The sequence below is a fragment of the Amycolatopsis keratiniphila subsp. keratiniphila genome (assembly GCF_001620365.2).
Classification (GTDB): Bacteria; Actinomycetota; Actinomycetes; order Mycobacteriales; family Pseudonocardiaceae; genus Amycolatopsis; species Amycolatopsis keratiniphila.
This window is the reverse complement of sequence record NZ_LQMT02000032.1, coordinates 125,077-140,415: the sequence shown is the minus strand read 5'-3', so window position 1 is coordinate 140,415 and position 15,339 is coordinate 125,077. Positions and strand designations below refer to the sequence as shown.

Here is a 15,339-nt window from a genome sequence, read left to right as displayed (position 1 = left end):
GCGGTTCCGGGATGGAGGTCGCGGTCGTTTCCGGTCTGTCCGGCGCCGGCCGCAGCACCGCCGCGAAATGCCTGGAGGACCTGGGCTGGTTCGTGGTGGACAACCTGCCGCCCGAGCTGATCGCGACCATGGTCGAGCTCGGCGCGCAGGCGCGGGGCGCGATCACCAAGGTCGCCGTGGTGATGGACGTGCGTTCGCGCGCGTTCACCGACGACCTGGCCTCGGTCATCAAGGACCTCGACGCCCGCGGCTACAAGCCGCGCGTCCTGTTCCTGGAGGCCACCGACGCGGTGCTGGTGCGCCGGTTCGAGGCCGTCCGCCGCGGCCACCCGATGCAGGGCGACGGCAGGCTCGCCGACGGCATCACCGCCGAGCGCACGCTCCTGGAGCCGCTGCGGGAGGAGGCCGACCTCGTGCTCGACACGTCGTCGCTTTCGGTGCACGACCTGCGCGCCAAGATCGAGGACGCCTTCGGCTCCGAGGCGAGCACGCAGACCAGGGTCACCGTGCTGTCGTTCGGCTACAAGTACGGCCTGCCGATGGACGCCGACCTGGTGATGGACGTCCGCTTCCTGCCGAACCCGTTCTGGATCCCGGAACTGCGCGACCACACCGGTCTCGAGGGCGAGGTCCGCAACTACGTGCTCAGCCAGGAGGGCGCGGACGAGTTCCTCGACCGCTACCACCAGCTGCTGCGCCTGATCGGCGCGGGCTACAAACGCGAGGGCAAGCGGTATCTGACGCTGGCCGTCGGCTGCACCGGCGGAAAGCACCGCAGCGTCGCGATCTCCGAGGAGCTCGCCCAGCGTCTGTCCAATGAGGACGGTATGGCCGTGAAGGTGGTGCACCGCGACCTTGGCCGCGAGTAGCGCACCGCGCGCGGTGGCACTGGGCGGCGGGCACGGCCTGCACGCCACCCTCACCGCCTTGCGCCGGGTGACCTCGCAGGTCACCGCCGTGGTCACCGTCGCGGACGACGGGGGCTCGTCCGGCAGGCTGCGCCGGGAACTGGGGCTGCTGCCGCCGGGCGACCTGCGGCAGGCCTTCGCCGCGTTCGCCGCCGAAGACGGCGGGACGTTGTGGGCGGAGGTGTTCCAGCACCGCTTCGGCGGCGACGGCGCGCTCGCCGGGCACGCGGTCGGGAACCTGTTGCTGGCCGGGTTGTTCGAGGTGCTCGGGGATCCGGTCGCCGCGCTCGACGAGGCGAGCAGGCTCATGGGCATCTCCGGGCGCGTCCTGCCGATGTCACCCGAACCGCTGGAGATCCAGGGCGAGGTTTCGGGGCTGGACGCCGAGAATCCCGAGGCGCTGCGGCGGATCCGCGGTCAGGTGGCGGTGGCGACGACCCCGGGGCAGGTGCACCGGATCAGCCTGCACCCGACCGGGCAGGCCGATCGGCCGCCGCGCGGCTGTGCCGAGGCGATCGACGCCGTGCTCGACGCGGACGTGGTGTTCCTCGGCCCGGGTTCGTGGTTCACGAGTGTGCTGCCCCATCTGCTGGTGCCGGATCTGCACGACGCGTTGCTCCGAACGGACGCCACGAAGGTCGTGATCCTCAATCTGATCCCCCAACCGGGGGAGACGGCGGGGTTCTCGCCGGAGAAGCATTTGGACGTACTCTTCGAACACGCCCCGGAATTACGGGTGGACGCGGTCATCGCGGACCGGGACTCGGTGCCCTCACCAGCCCGGTTGCGGGACGCGGCCGGGAGACTGGGCGCGCGGGCGTTGCTGGGGGCGGTGGCTGACCCGGTCGTGACGGGGCGGCATGATCCTGATGCGCTCGCGGGCTGTATGCGAGACGCTCTGGAGTCTCACCGGGGGAGGAGCTGAAGGTATGGAGGGGCAGCGATGGCGATGACCGCCGCCGTGAAGGACGAGCTGAGCCGGCTGGAGATCACCAAGATCGGCCCGCGCCGCGCGGAGGTCGCGTCGATGCTGCGATTCGCGGGCGGGCTGCACATCGTGGCCGGCCGCGTCGTGGTGGAGGCCGAACTCGACACCGGTTCGGTGGCGAGGCGGCTGCGCAAGGAGATCCACGAACTGTACGGACACCAGTCCGACGTGCACGTCATTTCCTCCAGCGGATTGCGCAAGGGCACGCGGTACGTCGTCCGGGTGGTCAAGGACGGCGAGGGACTCGCCCGGCAGACCGGCCTGATCGACCAGCGCGGCCGTCCGGTACGCGGGCTGCCCGCCGCCGTCGTGTCCGGTGGCGTCGCCGACGCGGAAGCCGCCTGGCGCGGCGCGTTCCTGGCGCACGGTTCGCTCACCGAACCCGGCCGTTCGTCGTCGCTCGAGGTCACCTGCCCCGGCCCCGAGGCCGCGCTGGCGCTCGTCGGCGCCGCCCGGCGGATGGGCATCCAGGCCAAATCGCGCGAGGTCCGCGGCGCGGACCGGGTCGTGGTGCGCGACGGTGACGCGATCGGGGCCCTGCTGACCCGGCTCGGCGCGCATACGAGCGTGCTCGCCTGGGAAGAGCGGCGGATGCGCCGCGAGGTGCGCGCCACCGCGAACCGGCTCGCGAACTTCGACGACGCGAACCTGCGCCGTTCGGCCCGCGCGGCCGTCGCGGCGGCGGCCAGGGTCGAGCGGGCGCTGGACATCCTCGGCGATTCCGCCCCGGAGCACCTGCTCGCCGCGGGCAAGCTGCGACTGTCGAACCGGCAGGCCTCGCTGGAGGAACTGGGCCAGCTGTCCGATCCGCAGATGACCAAGGACGCGGTCGCCGGCCGGATCCGCCGCCTGCTGGCGATGGCCGACAAGAAGGCGAAGGAACAAGGCATCCCGGACACCGAATCCGCCGTCACCCCGGAAATGCTGGAAGAAGACGAAGCCTGACCCACCCGCATTCAGTCCTCTGAATGCGGTCCTTGCACACGCAACTACCGCATTCAGAGGACTAAACGCGGTGCTCGCCGAAGACGTCGCACGTGGCCGGGTCGCCGTCGAGGGCGGCGGTCGCCAGGAGGACCGCGCCCGAGGTCCACGTGGTGCGCTCGTCCGGCCAGAACCCGTCGTCCACGAACTGATAGCCGGTCCAGTACGAGCCGTCGTCGTGACGTAGCCGGGCGAGGCACGCGAGGAGTTCACCCGCGCGGGCACGGTCGCCGCGAGTGGCGAGGGTGAGCGCCAGTTCGGCCGTCTCACCGCCGGTCGCCCACGGCTCGTGGTGCACGCAGCGCACGCCCAGCCCGGGCTCGACGAACCGGTCCCAGCCCGCCGCCAGCCGCTCCGTCGCGTCGGTGCCGGTGACGACGGAGCCCAGAACAGGGTAGTACCAATCCATCGCGTGCGGTTTCGCGGCGAACAGCCCCGGCTCGCCGAGCAGGGCGGCGCGGAGCCGGTGCGCCGCGACTCGCCATTGTGGACGGTCCAGCCCTCGCACGGACGCGAGCGCCAGCGCCTGGGTCAGCGCGTGATGGATGCTGGCGCAGCCCGCGACCAGCCGGATCTCGGGATCGTCGCGCCAGGAGATGGCACCCGACGGCTGCTGCCGCCGCAGGACGGCGTCTATGGCCTTGTCCACGACCGGCCACATCCGGTCCAGCCAGGCGTGGTCCCCGGTCCGCAGGAAGTGGTGCCGGGTCCCGACCGCGACGTACGCGGTGAAGTTCGTGTCCATAGTGGACAAATCGACGCGGCCGTCGCGGTAACCGGCCGCCCATGACCCGTCTGGGCGCTGGTTGCGGATCAGCCACTCGTACGCGGCTTCGGCCTCGGCTCCCAGCCCGGCGACGTCCAGTCCCATCGCGGCTTCGAGATGGTTCCACGGATCGAGGTGCCCGCCGGGCTCCCAGGGGATCCCGCCGTCCGGCCGCTGCACGGCCGCGATGGCGGCGGCGGTGGCCTTCACGGTTTGCGCGCGTAGACGACGAGGCTCTTGCCGAGCACCGGGTTCAGCGCCCATTCGGCGAACCGCACCGGCCGGGGGCTCCGCATGATGTCCCAGACGAGGAACCGGTGGTACAGCGCGCAAAGCCGGTGCTCCTCGTCGGGGCCGACCGCGCATCTCAGCCACCAGTACGGCGAATGCAGGGCGTGCGCGTGATGGCCGCCGGTCGGCCGCAGCCCGGCCTCGGTGAGCTTGCCGAGCAGTTCGCGGCGCCGGTAGATCCGGATGTGCCCGCCTTCGACCTCGTGATACGCGTCCGAGAGCAGCCAGCAGATCCGCTCCGGCCACCAGCGCGGCACGGTCGCCACCAGCCGTCCGCCCGGCGCCAGCACGCGGCTCGCCTCCGCGAGCACCGTCCGGTCGGCGTGGATGTGTTCCAGGGTCTCGGCGACGATCACCCGGGTGAAGGAGCCGCTCGGGAACGGGAGCCGGAGGGCGTCCGCGCGGACGGCCAGCGCCGAAGCCGCCGCGGGTGCCTCGCCCGCCTCCGCCAGGTTGGCGAACATGTCCCGCACGTGTTTGAGCGCGGTGTCGTCGAGGTCGACGGCGACCACGTCCGCGCCGCGTTTGTACGCCTCGTAGGCGTGACGGCCGTCCCCGCAGCCGAGGTCGAGCACCCGGTCGCCAGGGCCGACGGGGAACCGGTCGAAATCGACGGTCAGCACTCGGCACGCTCCCGGCCGAGGACGCGCCGGTAGTGCGCGGCGGTCTCCTCGGCGGTGCGCCGCCAGCTCAGCGCCCCCGCCGCCGCCAGTCCGCGGGCCGCGAGGTCGGCGCGCAGATGTTCGTCGCCCAGAACCTTGATGAGCGCTTCCGCGAGTGCCGGGACGTCGCCCGGCGGCACCAGGATCCCCGCGTCGCCCACGACTTCGGGCAGCGCCCCGCCGGTCGTCGCGACGACCGGCGTCCCGCAGGCCATGGCCTCGGCCGCCGGCAGCGAGAACCCTTCGAACAGCGAAGGTATGCAAGCGATTTCGGCCGAGCACAGCAGCCGCGCGAGCTCGTCGTCGGTCAGCCCGCTCACGAAACGGACGTCGGCACCGGGGCCGAGCCGGGCGAGTGCCCGCGCCGCCGGGCCGTCCGGTTTCGGTTTGCCGACGATCACCAGTTCGCCTTCGATCCGGTCCCACGCCGCCAGCAGATGTTCGAGCCCCTTCAACGGCTCGTCCGCGCTCGCGGTGGCCACGACCCGGCCGGGGACGCGCGGGATTTCGGGCCGCGGCCGGAAGATCCGGGTGTCCGCGGCGAGCGGGACGACGTGGATCCGATCCTCCGGAACGCCCATCTCCCGGCCGATGGCCGCACGGGAGGCCCGCGACACGGTCAGCGCGGGCAGCCGCCGCGCGACGCGGTGCTGCATTTCCACGAAGCCGTACCACCGTGTGACCCGCGCCGCCTCCCGGCCGGTGACGGTGGCGAGTTTCAGCGCCCGGTCCACCGCGATGGGATGGTGGATCGTGGCGAGCGTCGGCAGTCCACAGTGGAGCATCCCGTAGCCGAGTCCCTGGTTGTCGTGCACGATGTCGAACTCGCCCCGGCGTTTCGCGAGATGGCGCGCGGCACGCAGGGAAAACGCGAGCGGTTCGGGGAAGCCGCCGCGGCGCATGCCGAGGAACTCCACCCACGACGGCAGATCGCGCAGCTCCCGCGGCCGCGGCGTCCGGAAGGGGTCCGGCTCCGCGAACAGGTCGAGGCCCGGGATCTTCGTCAGCCGCACGCCCTCATCGACCTCCGGGTAGGGAGGCCCGGACAGCACCTCGACGCGATGTCCCAGCGCGGCGAGTTCGCGGCTCAGGTGCCGTACGTACACGCCCTGACCGCCGCTGCGCGGATTCCCGCGGTAGGTCAGGAGCGCGATCCGCAGTGCGCTCACCGCTCACTCCCGCGTGCCCCAGTACTCGAGCTGCTCGCGGATCTTCCGGGTTTCGCCGTGCCGTTCGCCGCGGACCTCGACGGAATCGCCGAGCAGCAGGGTCCATGTCGAAAGCGCCTCCGTGACCTGGCCAGCCTTGGCGAGGGCGAGCGCGAGACCGAACCGGAGGTCGAGGACGTTGGGATGCCGTTCACTCAGCCGTCCCGTCGCTTCGGTGAGGAGCCCTCGGTACTCCAAACAACGGGGGGGGGTGCTCGATTTCGGCGCTCCAGAACGCGATGTTGTGCCGCACGTGGCTGACGATCTCGTCGTCGCCCAGCGCCTGTTTCGCCTGCGGCAGCAGCTCCCGGGAGAGACGGAGGGACTCTGCCCCGTCGCCGGTCTTGCCCGTCGCCACCGCGAGGAAGTGCCGGGCGTGCAGCGTTTCGCGATGATCGGCTCCGAGGGCGTGGGTGGCGTCCCGGACGAGGGCTTCGAACTCGGCCCGGGATTCGCCGAAGCGGCCGAGCTCGGCGAGGAGGTGCCCGATGTTGTTGCGGATGCTCAAGACCTCTTCGTCGCCACTCGACAGGGTGGCCGTGGCGATCGGCAACAGCTCTTCGAACCGGGCGAGCGCTCCGGCCGCGTCGCCCGCCTTGCCGGTCCAGGTCGCCTGCCGTGCCTTACAGCGCAACGTGATCCGATCGGTGTCGCCGAGTTCCCGGGCCGCGCGGTTCGCCCAAGCCGCCCAGCGTTCCCGGTTCTCGACGGGGATATGGGACGCCCGCCGCTCCAACGCGGCGAGGGCGTCTTCGCGGAGCCCGGCGAGCCAGAAGTGCTCGGCCTCGGTGGCCGCCGCGTAGCCCTGTTCCAGCGTCGGCTCGTCGTCTCCGGTCACGAGTGGCACCTCCGAGGTCGCCGCCGCCAGCCGGGCATGCAGCCGGGTCGCCGCGTCAGGGGAGAGAACGGGCGGCTCTCCGGTCCACAGGACGGTTTCGTCGGCGAGGCCCGCCCGCGTCCGGCTGACCGAGTCACCGAGCCCGGCCAGGAAATCGCGGACGCGCACCCGCCGGTCCGGACCGCCCGCCGCCGCGCTCGCCGCGGTGAGGATCGAGATCGGGATGGGCCCGCGGGAGGCGGCGAGACCCAGCAACTCCAGCAGGACCGCGTGCCCGGGCCGCGGCGAGGCCACCGCACCGGTGCCCTGCTCGATGTCGGTCTCCTCCTGCGCCACGCTGATGAAGGTCACCTTCGAATCGCCGAGCCGGAGCATGTCACCGTGCGCCAACCGGGCGCTCGGCACCCGCTGTCCGTTGACGAAGGTGCCGTTGGCGGAGTCGAGGTCCGTCAGCCACGCGTTCGTACCGTCCCAGCGGATCTTGCAGTGGAGCCGCGACACCCGCGAGTCGCCGAGCCGGACCGCGGCGTTCCTGCTGCGGCCGAGCGTCGTGAGCCCGAAGGACAGTTCGTGGTGCGCGGGCGGCTGCCCGGGGACGTCGATGATCAGCGTGGCGGGGGTGATCCTCGGCGCGGTGGGCGAGCCGGTGTCGTATCCGGGCTGGTCGCCCCAGTTTCCCTCCGGTTCCCGGACCACGGGAGCAGGCTCGACGGCGGGCGGCTCGAAACCGCCGGCCGGCACCAGGGAGATCTCGACCGCGGGCGGAAGGCATGCCGGATCCCGCGTGGTCGCGACCGTCTTGACCATGGTCAGTTCCGGCGCCGTCGACAGGTGCCGGAGAAGACCGCACAGCCGGTCCCGGACATCGGGATCGAGGTCGTCGAGCCCGTCGATCGCGATCCGCACGGGGGCTCCGGTCCACTGTGGAGCGAGACTCCGCAGCGGACCGAGCAGCGCCAGATCGAAAGCGCTCGCACCGCTCAGGCCGGTGTCGTCGAGACCGGCTCGGTACGCCTGCTCGGCGTCGGCGAAACCGGGCACGGTGCGCCGCAACTGCCGGGCGAGTTCGCTCGCGATCCGCTCGGCCGTGTCGCCGCGGCTCGCGAACAGCACGGCGTGCAGGAAGTCGGGCGGTACATAGGATCCGGCCACCGAAGGCCGGGCGAGCGCGGCGAGCATGGTCGACTTCCCCGCACCGGCCTCCCCGGTGAGCGCGACCAGCCGGGCACCGGTGAGCAGATGCCCGACGGTCTCGCCGAGCTTCGGATCCGGCTGATAGCCCGCGGTCAGCCGTTCGATCGTGGGCGCGGCCGGGTTGCCCGCCAGCGGTGAACGCCGCCAGGCGGGGGAGGAGTTCAGCGCGAGCCACAGGCCCTGATCGGCTTCGGGCACCTCGCGGGTGCCGTCGAAACCCAGGTGGACGGCGGTCTGCGCCGGGCACAGGCCGGTGATCACCCGTTTGAGATCCGCGCATCGGACGCGCTCGCCGAACTCCGCGTGCCCCGTCCGCAGGACCGAGACCAGAGACCGGCTGAAACACCCGTTCGCGGCGACACGGTCGTCCGAGGCGGTGAGCAGGTCGAACCGCTTGCCTGCCTCACCGACGATCCGCAGCCAGCGCTGGCCAGCCTGCCTCGCCCCGATGCCGGCGTGGCAGGTGTCGAGCAGGATCACCAGCCCGTCGAGCATCGAGTGACGGCCGAGGAGTTCCTTGATCCGCTGGGCGAACAGGAAGGAGCGGCGGCTGTCCACCGGCAGGCCGGTGTCCTTGGTGAGGAAGTAGAAGTCGTCGTCGGCGTATTCGCCGTGCCCGACGAGGGAGAGGAAGAGCGTCGCCTCGTCTTCCGACGCGCGCTCGAAGGCCTCCACCAGCGCGTCGTCCAGCTCGACCATCGTCGGGTCGACGAGCAGGCCGCGACCGTCTTCGAGGGCGGGGACGCAGCCGCCGATCTCGGGATCGAGCAGGGCCGTCGAGACCTGGTGGCCCGCGTCGGGGAGGAACGAGAGAAGGTTCAGTGAGTCGCATTGCGACGCGACCACCAACGACCTCCGCTCTCCCACGGAGATCACTTTGTCTCATCGGGCGGCCACCGGCAAGGGCGGCCCGCGATACTGTGCGCCATGGCTCGGATCGTTCTGGTGCACGGCATCGCCCAGGAACAGAAGTCCGCGGACACCCTCGAGGCGGAATGGCTGCCGAGTCTGGCGGGCGGCGTCCGGCTCGCCGGCGACGCCGCGCTGGCCGACACCCTGTGGCGGGACGCCCGGCCCGGAGACGCGCGGATGGCCTTCTACGGTGACCTTTTCCGGACGGAAGGCCAGCAGGGCGGCGCGGACGAACTCACCCCGGACGAGTGGGCGCTCGCCGAAGCGCTGGCGGCGGAATGGCTCCGGAACGCGGCTTCCTCGGCGTCCCGCGAGGCGGACCGGAACCGGGCGAAGGCCGAACTGGACCTGCTCGGCGGTCCGGCGGGAGAGACCCAGGGCGTGCGCGCGGCCGCCCGCCCGGTGCTGAACGCGCTGGTGCGGCTGAAGCCGTTCGCGCGGCTCGGGGTGGCGTTCGCCGAACGCGTGGTGGTCAAGGCGCTCAAGCAGGTGACGCTGTACCTCACCGACGACACGATCCGGGAACGCGTGCAGGCCCGCGTCGCCGAGCACATCGGACCGGAGACCGAGGCGATCATCGGGCATTCCCTCGGTTCCGTCGTCGCCTACGAGGCCGCCCATCGGCACGGCCGCCCGCTGCCGCTGCTGCTCACCCTCGGCTCGCCGCTGGGCCTGCGCACGGTCGTCTACGAACGGACCCGCCCGCAGCCGCCGTCCGTGCCGCCCGGCGTCGCGAGCTGGGTGAACCTGGCCGACCGGGACGACCTCGTCGCCGCCCGGCCCGACCTCGCCGGGCTGTTCCCCGGCGCCGACGGGGTACTGGACAGCGGCTACACGGTCGACAACGGGGCGAAACCGCACGAGGCGGCGTTCTACCTCGCCAAGCGACGCACCGGTGAGGTCCTCTCCCGGGCGTTAACCTCCGGCGGGCAGGCGTAACGCGGCGGTTTCCGCGGCGACGACGGATGGAAACAGCCTCCGTCGAAGCTCACCGGTGAGGTGATCTTCGAGGGAAGGGGAAGCCATGCGGGTATCGGCGGAGGTCGGCACGTGGCTCGCGCGGCGCAGCAGCCGCGCGGGTGACTGGTGGGCGGCGGAGCTGGTCGCCGCCAAACGCGGGACCCGGGTTTCGGTGGTGATCCCGGCCCGCGACGAGGCGGAGACGGTGGGCGCGATCGTCGGCACCATCCGGCGCGAACTCGTCGAACGCTTTCCCCTCGTCGACGAGATCCTGGTGGTGGACAGCCATTCCACGGACGCGACCGCCGAGGTCGCCGCGGCGGCCGGGGCGGACGTCGTCGCGCAGGATTCGGTGTTCCCGGAGCTGGAAAGCCTGACGGGCAAAGGAGAAGCGCTCTGGAAGGGCGTCGCCGAAACCAGCGGGGACCTCGTCGTCTTCGTCGACGGCGATCTCCGCGACTTCACCGCGGACTACGTGACCGGACTGCTCGGACCGTTGCTGACCGACCCGGGGATCGCCTACGTCAAAGGGTTCTACCACCGTCCGCTCACCGGGGCGGCGGGCGTCGAACCCGACGGCGGCGGCCGGGTCACCGAACTCGTCGCCCGTCCGCTGCTCAACATGTACTGGCCGGAGCTGGCCGGTTTCGTCCAGCCGCTCGCCGGTGAGTACGCGGGACGGCGCGAAGTGCTCGAAGGCATCCCGTTCGTCACGCATTACGGCGTCGAGGTCGGCCACCTGATCGACCTGCTCGAACTGCACGGGCTCGACGCGCTCGCGCAGGTCGACCTCGGCCACCGGACCCACCGGCACCAGGGCACCCAGGCCCTCGGCCGGATGGCCGCGCAGATCATGCTGACCCTGATGGACCGGCTGGAGCGCGGCGGCCGGGTGATCTCCGCGGCGCCGCCGTCGACGTCGCTCGCCCAGTTCCGGCGTGGCGCGGGGGAGGCCGTCGAGCGGGAACTCGTGCTCACCGACGTGACCCTCACCCAGCGGCCGCCGCTGGAGAGCCTTCCGCCGGAGATCCGCCCGGAGAACTCACCCGCCTTGCGCAGGAGCGCTTAACGCCTCCTTCGGCTGCCAGCCCGGCGGGCCGAACACGTATCCCAGCTTGTCCCGCCACGAGCCTGCCGCGCGGACGTCGCGCAGGATCGAGCCGTACTCGTGGAAGCCGACCTTGAGCAGGTTGTAGGACTCGACGTTCTTGGTCAGCCCGTAGGTCGGGCGTTTGCCCTCCGGTACGAAACTGCCGAACATCCGGTCCCAGATGATCAGGATGCCGCCGTAGTTCGCGTCCAGGTACTCCTGGTCGCTGCCGTGGTGCACACGATGGTGTGAAGGCGTGTTGAACACGTACTCGAACCAGCGTGGCAGCTTCCGGATCTTCTCGGTGTGCACGAAGAACTGGTAGACGAGGTCGATCGACAGGCCGGTGAGGATCATCCACGGCGGGATGCCGGCCAGGGCGAGGATCGACCAGAACGGCAGCTGGAAGTACGGGGTCCACTTCTGCCGCAACGCCGTCGAGAAGTTGTAGTGCTCGCTCGAATGGTGCACCTGGTGGCCCGCCCACATGAGCCGGACGCGGTGGCTCGCCCGGTGGTACGCGTAGAAGACGAGCTCCTGGCCCAGCAGCATCAGGACCCAGGTCCACCAGTCGTGCGGGCTGAACTTCACCGGCGCGAGTTCGTAGAGCGCGGCGAAGACGAACAGCATGGCGATGCGGAAGACGCCGTTGATCACCACCGCCACCGCGCCCATGGACATGCTGGTGCGGGTGTCCTTGACGCTGTAGCCGATGACGTTGTCGTCGTGCCCCAGCACATGGAGCGCGAGGATCTCGATCGCCACGAACAGCAGGAACACCGGCGTCGCCAGCAGCACCGGGTCCCTCATATGGGCAAGAAAATCCGCCACCGCACCTCTCCCTGTCTCGCCCCCGGTTATCTGACCATCAGGTAACTTACCCTGGGGTCATTTACCTCAGGGTAAGATAACCGCCGTGACAGAAGCAAGGGCCGTCGGCACGAAGGGGGTGCCCCGCGAAGAGCGGGAGTCCCAGATCGTGCGCGCCGGGACGGAGGAGTTCGGCAAGAACGGGTACGCCGGGGCGTCGATGGTGGAGATCGCCCGCCGGGTCGGTGTCACGAAACCTTTGCTGTACCAGTACTTCGGCTCGAAGGACGGGCTGTATCTCGCCTGCCTGCACCGGGCGGGGGACCGGCTGACCGAAGGCGTCGCCGAGACGATGGCGGAGGAGGGTGAGCCGCCGGAACGGATGCCGCTCGCCGTGCTCTCGGCCATCTTCGAGACGTTCGACAAAGACCGGTACGCCTGGAAGCTGCTACGCGACCCGACGGTGCCCTCGACCGGTGAGATCGCCGGTGTCGCGGTCGACTACCGCTACCGGCTCGACGGGTTCGCGCTGGTCGGCGCCGCCCAGCTGATGCACTCGCGCGGGCTGGACGACGATCGCGACATCGAGGCGATCGCCCAGGTGTGGACCGGCGTGGTCGATTCCCTGATCAGCTGGTGGATCGACCAGCCGGATCAGGACGCCGCGGCGATGACCGAACGCTGCTCGCGGATCATGCGGAACCTGTTCGGCTGGTGACGGATCGCGACACGCGCCGGGCCTGAAGCTCACAAATCGCGGTCGGGCACCTTCTCGACTGTGCGGTTCCGAGGTGGAGTCGTGAGTGGCGATTCGGGTTAGAACACTCTTTGACACTCACGACCCCGGGCAAAACACTCCGACCGGGCTTACAAGGGTGGTCGACCTCGCCGTAGACCGACGGATACCCGACCCGTCCCGGTGGATACGGTCGGGGTGCCCGGCGCCGCTCCGGACACCCCGACCGTGCTCAGGACGCGGCGCTGGATTTGCCGCGCAGCTTGACGTTGGCCGTCGAAGCGTTCTTGATGGCCGTTTCGATCTGCGCCATCGTCGAGGACGAGGACAACCCCGGCACCGTCGCCGACTTCAGCGCGTAGAGCGTGAAGGTGTAGGGATGGCTGGAGCCGCCGGGGCAGGGGCCGAAGTACTTCTGCGAGTTCGCCCCGCTGCCCATGGCCTTCTGCTTGGCGCCGTTCTGGTTCGGGACGGTGAAGCCCGAGCCGAGGCCTTCCGGCAGCGACGCCGCGGATGCCGGGATGTCCCAGATCGCCCAGTGCAGTTTGTTGCCGTTGTTGGCCACGTCGGCGAAGACGATCGCGTATCCCTTGGCGCCGGTGGTCCCGGCGCTCCACGCCAGCGGCGGCGAGGTGTCCTGTCCCGCGGTGCCGTCACCGGCGCAGGTGAACTTGTCCGGGATGGTCGCGTTGTCGGCGAACGCGGAACTGGTCAGCTTGAACGCTCCCGGCTGCGAGGCACCGGGGAACTTCAGCCGCACCACCACGTTGTCGATCCCGCTCGGCGTGCCGCCGTTCTTGTCCGCGTTGGTCGAGGTGACCCACAGCCCGCCGTCGGGCGTCTTGGTGACCGAGCGCAGCCTGCCCCAGCGGCCCGAGAACAGCGACTGCACCGAGCCGACACCGTTGCCCGAGGCGTTGATCTGCGTGGCGAAGAGCTGCTGGCTGGTGACCGCCGCGACGTAGATCCAGTCGTTGACGATCTCGATCCCGCTCGGCCCGCCGGAGCTGGTCGGCCACGTCTTCTTCGGCGCGACCGTGCCACCGCAGGATCCTTCGGTTCCTTCGCACTGGGGCCAGCCGAAGTTACCGCCCTTCTGGATCAGGTTGAGCTCGTCGAGCTTGCCGTCACCGAACTCCGAAGCCCACAGCTGACCGCGCGAATCCCAGGCCAGGCCCTGCGGGTTGCGGTGACCGAAGCTCCAGACGTAGCGGGCGTTGCCGCCGGTGGAGAAGAACGGGTTGTCGCTCGGCGCCGAACCGTCGGGGTTGACCCGCAGGATCTTCCCGTTGAGCGAGCCCTTGTTCTGTGCGGTGTCCTTGTTCTGCCCGTCGCCGGCGGTGGCGTAGAGCTTGCCGTCCGGACCGAACCGCAGCCTTCCGCCGTTGTGGTAACGGTTCTTGGCGATCCCGGTGAGTACCGGCGTCGACGTCGAAGACAGCTTTCCGTTGTCGTAGGTCATCTTCACGATCCGGTTGTCGCCGGATGCCGTGTGGTACAGGTAGATCGCGTGATCGGTGGCGTAGTTCGGCGAGATCGCGATGCCGAGCAGGCCGCCCTCGCCGTTGGTGCCGACCGCGCCGGGGACCTTGCCGACCGTCGTCTTCTCGCCCGACGGCGTGATCCGCAGGATCTCGAACCGGTCCCGTTCGGTCGCCAGTGCCGTGCCGTCCGGCAGGAAGTCGACGGACCAGGCGAGGTCCACCTTCGTGATGTCCTTGTCGTACTCGGGAATCCCGCCACCCGCGGCGCCACTCGTCTTCGCGGTCAGCGCGTTGCTCGCGCCCGAAGCGTTGCCGTCGAGGTCGCGTGCCTTCACCGTGAACGTGTACGAAGTGTTCGCCGTCAGCCCGGTGACCGTGGCTTCGAGCGACGGCGTCGTCGCGACCTTCGTGGTGCCCTGGTACACGCCGTAACCGGCGATGGTGCCGCTGTCGTCGGTGGAAGCGTTCCACGCCAACGAGACGCTGTTCGCGGTCACCGACGTCGAGCGCAGGTTCCCCGGCACGGTCGGCGGTGTGGTGTCACCGCTGGGCGGTGTCGTGAACTGGACGACATTGCTTTGCTGCGAAGGGTTTCCGGCCGCGTCGAAGGCGCCGACGGAGATGTCGTAGGCCGTGTTCGGCTGCAGGTTGTCGACGGTCGTGGTGAGCGTGTTCCCGTCGACGGTCTTGAGGACGTTGCCGCCGCGCATCACGTCGTAGCGGACCACGCCGACGTTGTCGGTCGCGGCCTCCCAGGTGAAGGTGGCGCTGCGGGCCTTGATGTCCTTGGCCGCCAGGTTCTTCGGCGGGGTCGGCGCCTCGGCGTCGGTCACTCCGCTCGCGGTGAGCTTGTCCGCGTTGGGCCCGCCGTTCGCGGTCGTCGCGGTGGTGCGGATCTTGTTGGCCCCGGCGGCCAGCGCGACGTCCTTGGTGACGGTCTTCCAAGTGGTCCACGCGCCGGTGCCGGGGAACGACAGCGTCCCGGCCGCGGTGCCGTTGACGCTGAGGGAGACCGGCCGGTCGATCGTGGTTCCGTTGGCGTAGCGGAAGGTCAGGGTCTGGGTTCCGGCCTGCGCGGCGTTCACCGTGTACTCGACATAGCTGCCCACGACGTTGTCGAAGTTCACGAACCCGGTGCCGGAGTAGCCCGCGTGGTTCTTCTCGACGGCGCCTTGGGAGATCGTCGCGTCTTCGGCTTCGTGATCGGTCGGTGCCGCGCCGGCGGATGGGGCCGGCAGGGCGGCGATGGTCATCGCCGTCGCGGCCGCACACGTCAGCAGCGCGCGCCACGGTGGTCGGGGTGCCACTGGAGCCTCCATGCGTGAAGTTCGGGGGTCGGGAGGTACAACGGCGGACCGGGCGGGGCCCGGCGGGGAGGGTGGAGTTTTAGTTAGGAAACTTTCCTATCTATGGTTCAGATCACACACCAGTGGGTGCTTCGTGTCAATACTTGACCAACATCAACACGGAGGGTCACGCCCCCGAATGCATTTAGTCCTCTGGATGCG

General features: G+C 70.3%; 13 protein-coding genes. 6 read left to right on the top strand and 7 right to left on the bottom strand.

Going from position 1 to position 15,339, the window contains the following annotated elements:
- Nucleotides 1-11: 11 nt before the first annotated feature.
- Genes rapZ through whiA form a run of 3 tightly spaced genes read left to right on the top strand, consistent with a single transcriptional unit; the run spans nucleotide 12 to nucleotide 2,841 of the window.
- The gene (rapZ, locus tag AVR91_RS30500; protein ID WP_034311885.1) at nucleotides 12-869 is read left to right on the top strand and encodes an RNase adapter RapZ; all 858 of its coding nucleotides are present in this window, start codon (nucleotides 12-14) and stop codon (nucleotides 867-869) included.
- On the top strand, nucleotides 856-1,833 hold the full coding sequence (locus AVR91_RS30495) for a gluconeogenesis factor YvcK family protein (RefSeq protein ID WP_143254155.1): 978 nt from the start codon (nucleotides 856-858) through the stop codon (nucleotides 1,831-1,833). Before rapZ ends, AVR91_RS30495 begins: the two co-directional genes overlap by 14 nt.
- 18 nt (nucleotides 1,834-1,851) lie before the next feature.
- Nucleotides 1,852-2,841 carry a DNA-binding protein WhiA gene (whiA, locus tag AVR91_RS30490; protein ID WP_063276243.1) on the top strand — a complete coding sequence of 330 codons (990 nt, stop codon included), beginning with the start codon at nucleotides 1,852-1,854 and terminating at the stop codon, nucleotides 2,839-2,841.
- 61 nt (nucleotides 2,842-2,902) lie between these two features.
- Here whiA and AVR91_RS30485 read toward each other — a convergent pair whose 3' ends face one another.
- Genes AVR91_RS30485 through AVR91_RS30465 form a run of 5 tightly spaced genes read right to left on the bottom strand, consistent with a single transcriptional unit; the run spans nucleotide 2,903 to nucleotide 8,706 of the window.
- Nucleotides 2,903-3,856: a prenyltransferase/squalene oxidase repeat-containing protein gene (locus AVR91_RS30485; protein WP_063276242.1), complete on the bottom strand. Its 954-nt coding sequence runs from the start codon at nucleotides 3,854-3,856 to the stop codon at nucleotides 2,903-2,905.
- Nucleotides 3,853-4,560, bottom strand: coding sequence for a class I SAM-dependent methyltransferase (locus AVR91_RS30480; RefSeq protein WP_063276241.1), 708 nt, complete (start codon nucleotides 4,558-4,560; stop codon nucleotides 3,853-3,855). The genes AVR91_RS30485 and AVR91_RS30480 overlap by 4 nt, the downstream gene beginning before the upstream one ends.
- A complete protein-coding gene (locus tag AVR91_RS30475) occupies nucleotides 4,554-5,768 on the bottom strand; it encodes a glycosyltransferase family 4 protein (protein ID WP_063276240.1) in 1,215 nt (404 codons plus the stop codon). The genes AVR91_RS30480 and AVR91_RS30475 overlap by 7 nt, the downstream gene beginning before the upstream one ends.
- A gap of 3 nt (nucleotides 5,769-5,771) precedes the next feature.
- Entirely contained in the window at nucleotides 5,772-6,005 is a 234-nt protein-coding gene (locus AVR91_RS30470; RefSeq protein WP_063276239.1) for a hypothetical protein, read from the bottom strand.
- A complete protein-coding gene (locus tag AVR91_RS30465; protein ID WP_211282792.1) occupies nucleotides 5,959-8,706 on the bottom strand; it encodes an FHA domain-containing protein in 2,748 nt (915 codons plus the stop codon). Before AVR91_RS30465 ends, AVR91_RS30470 begins: the two co-directional genes overlap by 47 nt.
- A 60-nt stretch (nucleotides 8,707-8,766) precedes the next feature.
- On the opposite strand from AVR91_RS30465, the gene AVR91_RS30460 reads away from it, so the two are divergent.
- The gene (locus AVR91_RS30460; RefSeq protein WP_063276238.1) at nucleotides 8,767-9,690 is read left to right on the top strand and encodes a hypothetical protein; all 924 of its coding nucleotides are present in this window, start codon (nucleotides 8,767-8,769) and stop codon (nucleotides 9,688-9,690) included.
- A gap of 85 nt (nucleotides 9,691-9,775) precedes the next feature.
- Nucleotides 9,776-10,780 (top strand): glucosyl-3-phosphoglycerate synthase, encoded by a 1,005-nt coding sequence (locus tag AVR91_RS30455; protein ID WP_063276237.1) that lies wholly within the window; start codon nucleotides 9,776-9,778, stop codon nucleotides 10,778-10,780.
- Here AVR91_RS30455 and AVR91_RS30450 read toward each other — a convergent pair.
- The gene (locus tag AVR91_RS30450) at nucleotides 10,754-11,632 is read right to left on the bottom strand and encodes a sterol desaturase family protein (RefSeq protein WP_083737786.1); all 879 of its coding nucleotides are present in this window, start codon (nucleotides 11,630-11,632) and stop codon (nucleotides 10,754-10,756) included. The two genes, AVR91_RS30455 and AVR91_RS30450, sit on opposite strands and share 27 nt — an antisense overlap.
- 85 nt (nucleotides 11,633-11,717) lie before the next feature.
- Here AVR91_RS30450 and AVR91_RS30445 point away from each other — a divergent pair, with 85 nt between their 5' ends.
- Nucleotides 11,718-12,329 (top strand): TetR/AcrR family transcriptional regulator, encoded by a 612-nt coding sequence (locus AVR91_RS30445; protein WP_228708328.1) that lies wholly within the window; start codon nucleotides 11,718-11,720, stop codon nucleotides 12,327-12,329.
- A 250-nt stretch (nucleotides 12,330-12,579) separates the two neighbouring features.
- Here the strand turns inward: AVR91_RS30445 and AVR91_RS30440 are convergent, their stop codons facing one another.
- Entirely contained in the window at nucleotides 12,580-15,084 is a 2,505-nt protein-coding gene (locus AVR91_RS30440; RefSeq protein WP_143254164.1) for a PQQ-dependent sugar dehydrogenase, read from the bottom strand.
- Nucleotides 15,085-15,339: the final 255 nt, after the last annotated feature.

What these genes read in the sequence shown, in the direction of transcription:
- rapZ (WP_034311885.1), top strand. Translation starts at nt 12, where the DNA reads ATGGAGGTCGCGGTCGTTTCCGGTCTGTCCGGCGCCGGCCGCAGCACC.
- whiA (WP_063276243.1), top strand. Translation starts at nt 1,852, where the DNA reads ATGGCGATGACCGCCGCCGTGAAGGACGAGCTGAGCCGGCTGGAGATC.
- AVR91_RS30460 (WP_063276238.1), top strand. Translation starts at nt 8,767, where the DNA reads ATGGCTCGGATCGTTCTGGTGCACGGCATCGCCCAGGAACAGAAGTCC.
- AVR91_RS30455 (WP_063276237.1), top strand. Translation starts at nt 9,776, where the DNA reads ATGCGGGTATCGGCGGAGGTCGGCACGTGGCTCGCGCGGCGCAGCAGC.
- AVR91_RS30440 (WP_143254164.1), bottom strand. Translation starts at nt 15,084, where the DNA reads ATGACCATCGCCGCCCTGCCGGCCCCATCCGCCGGCGCGGCACCGACC.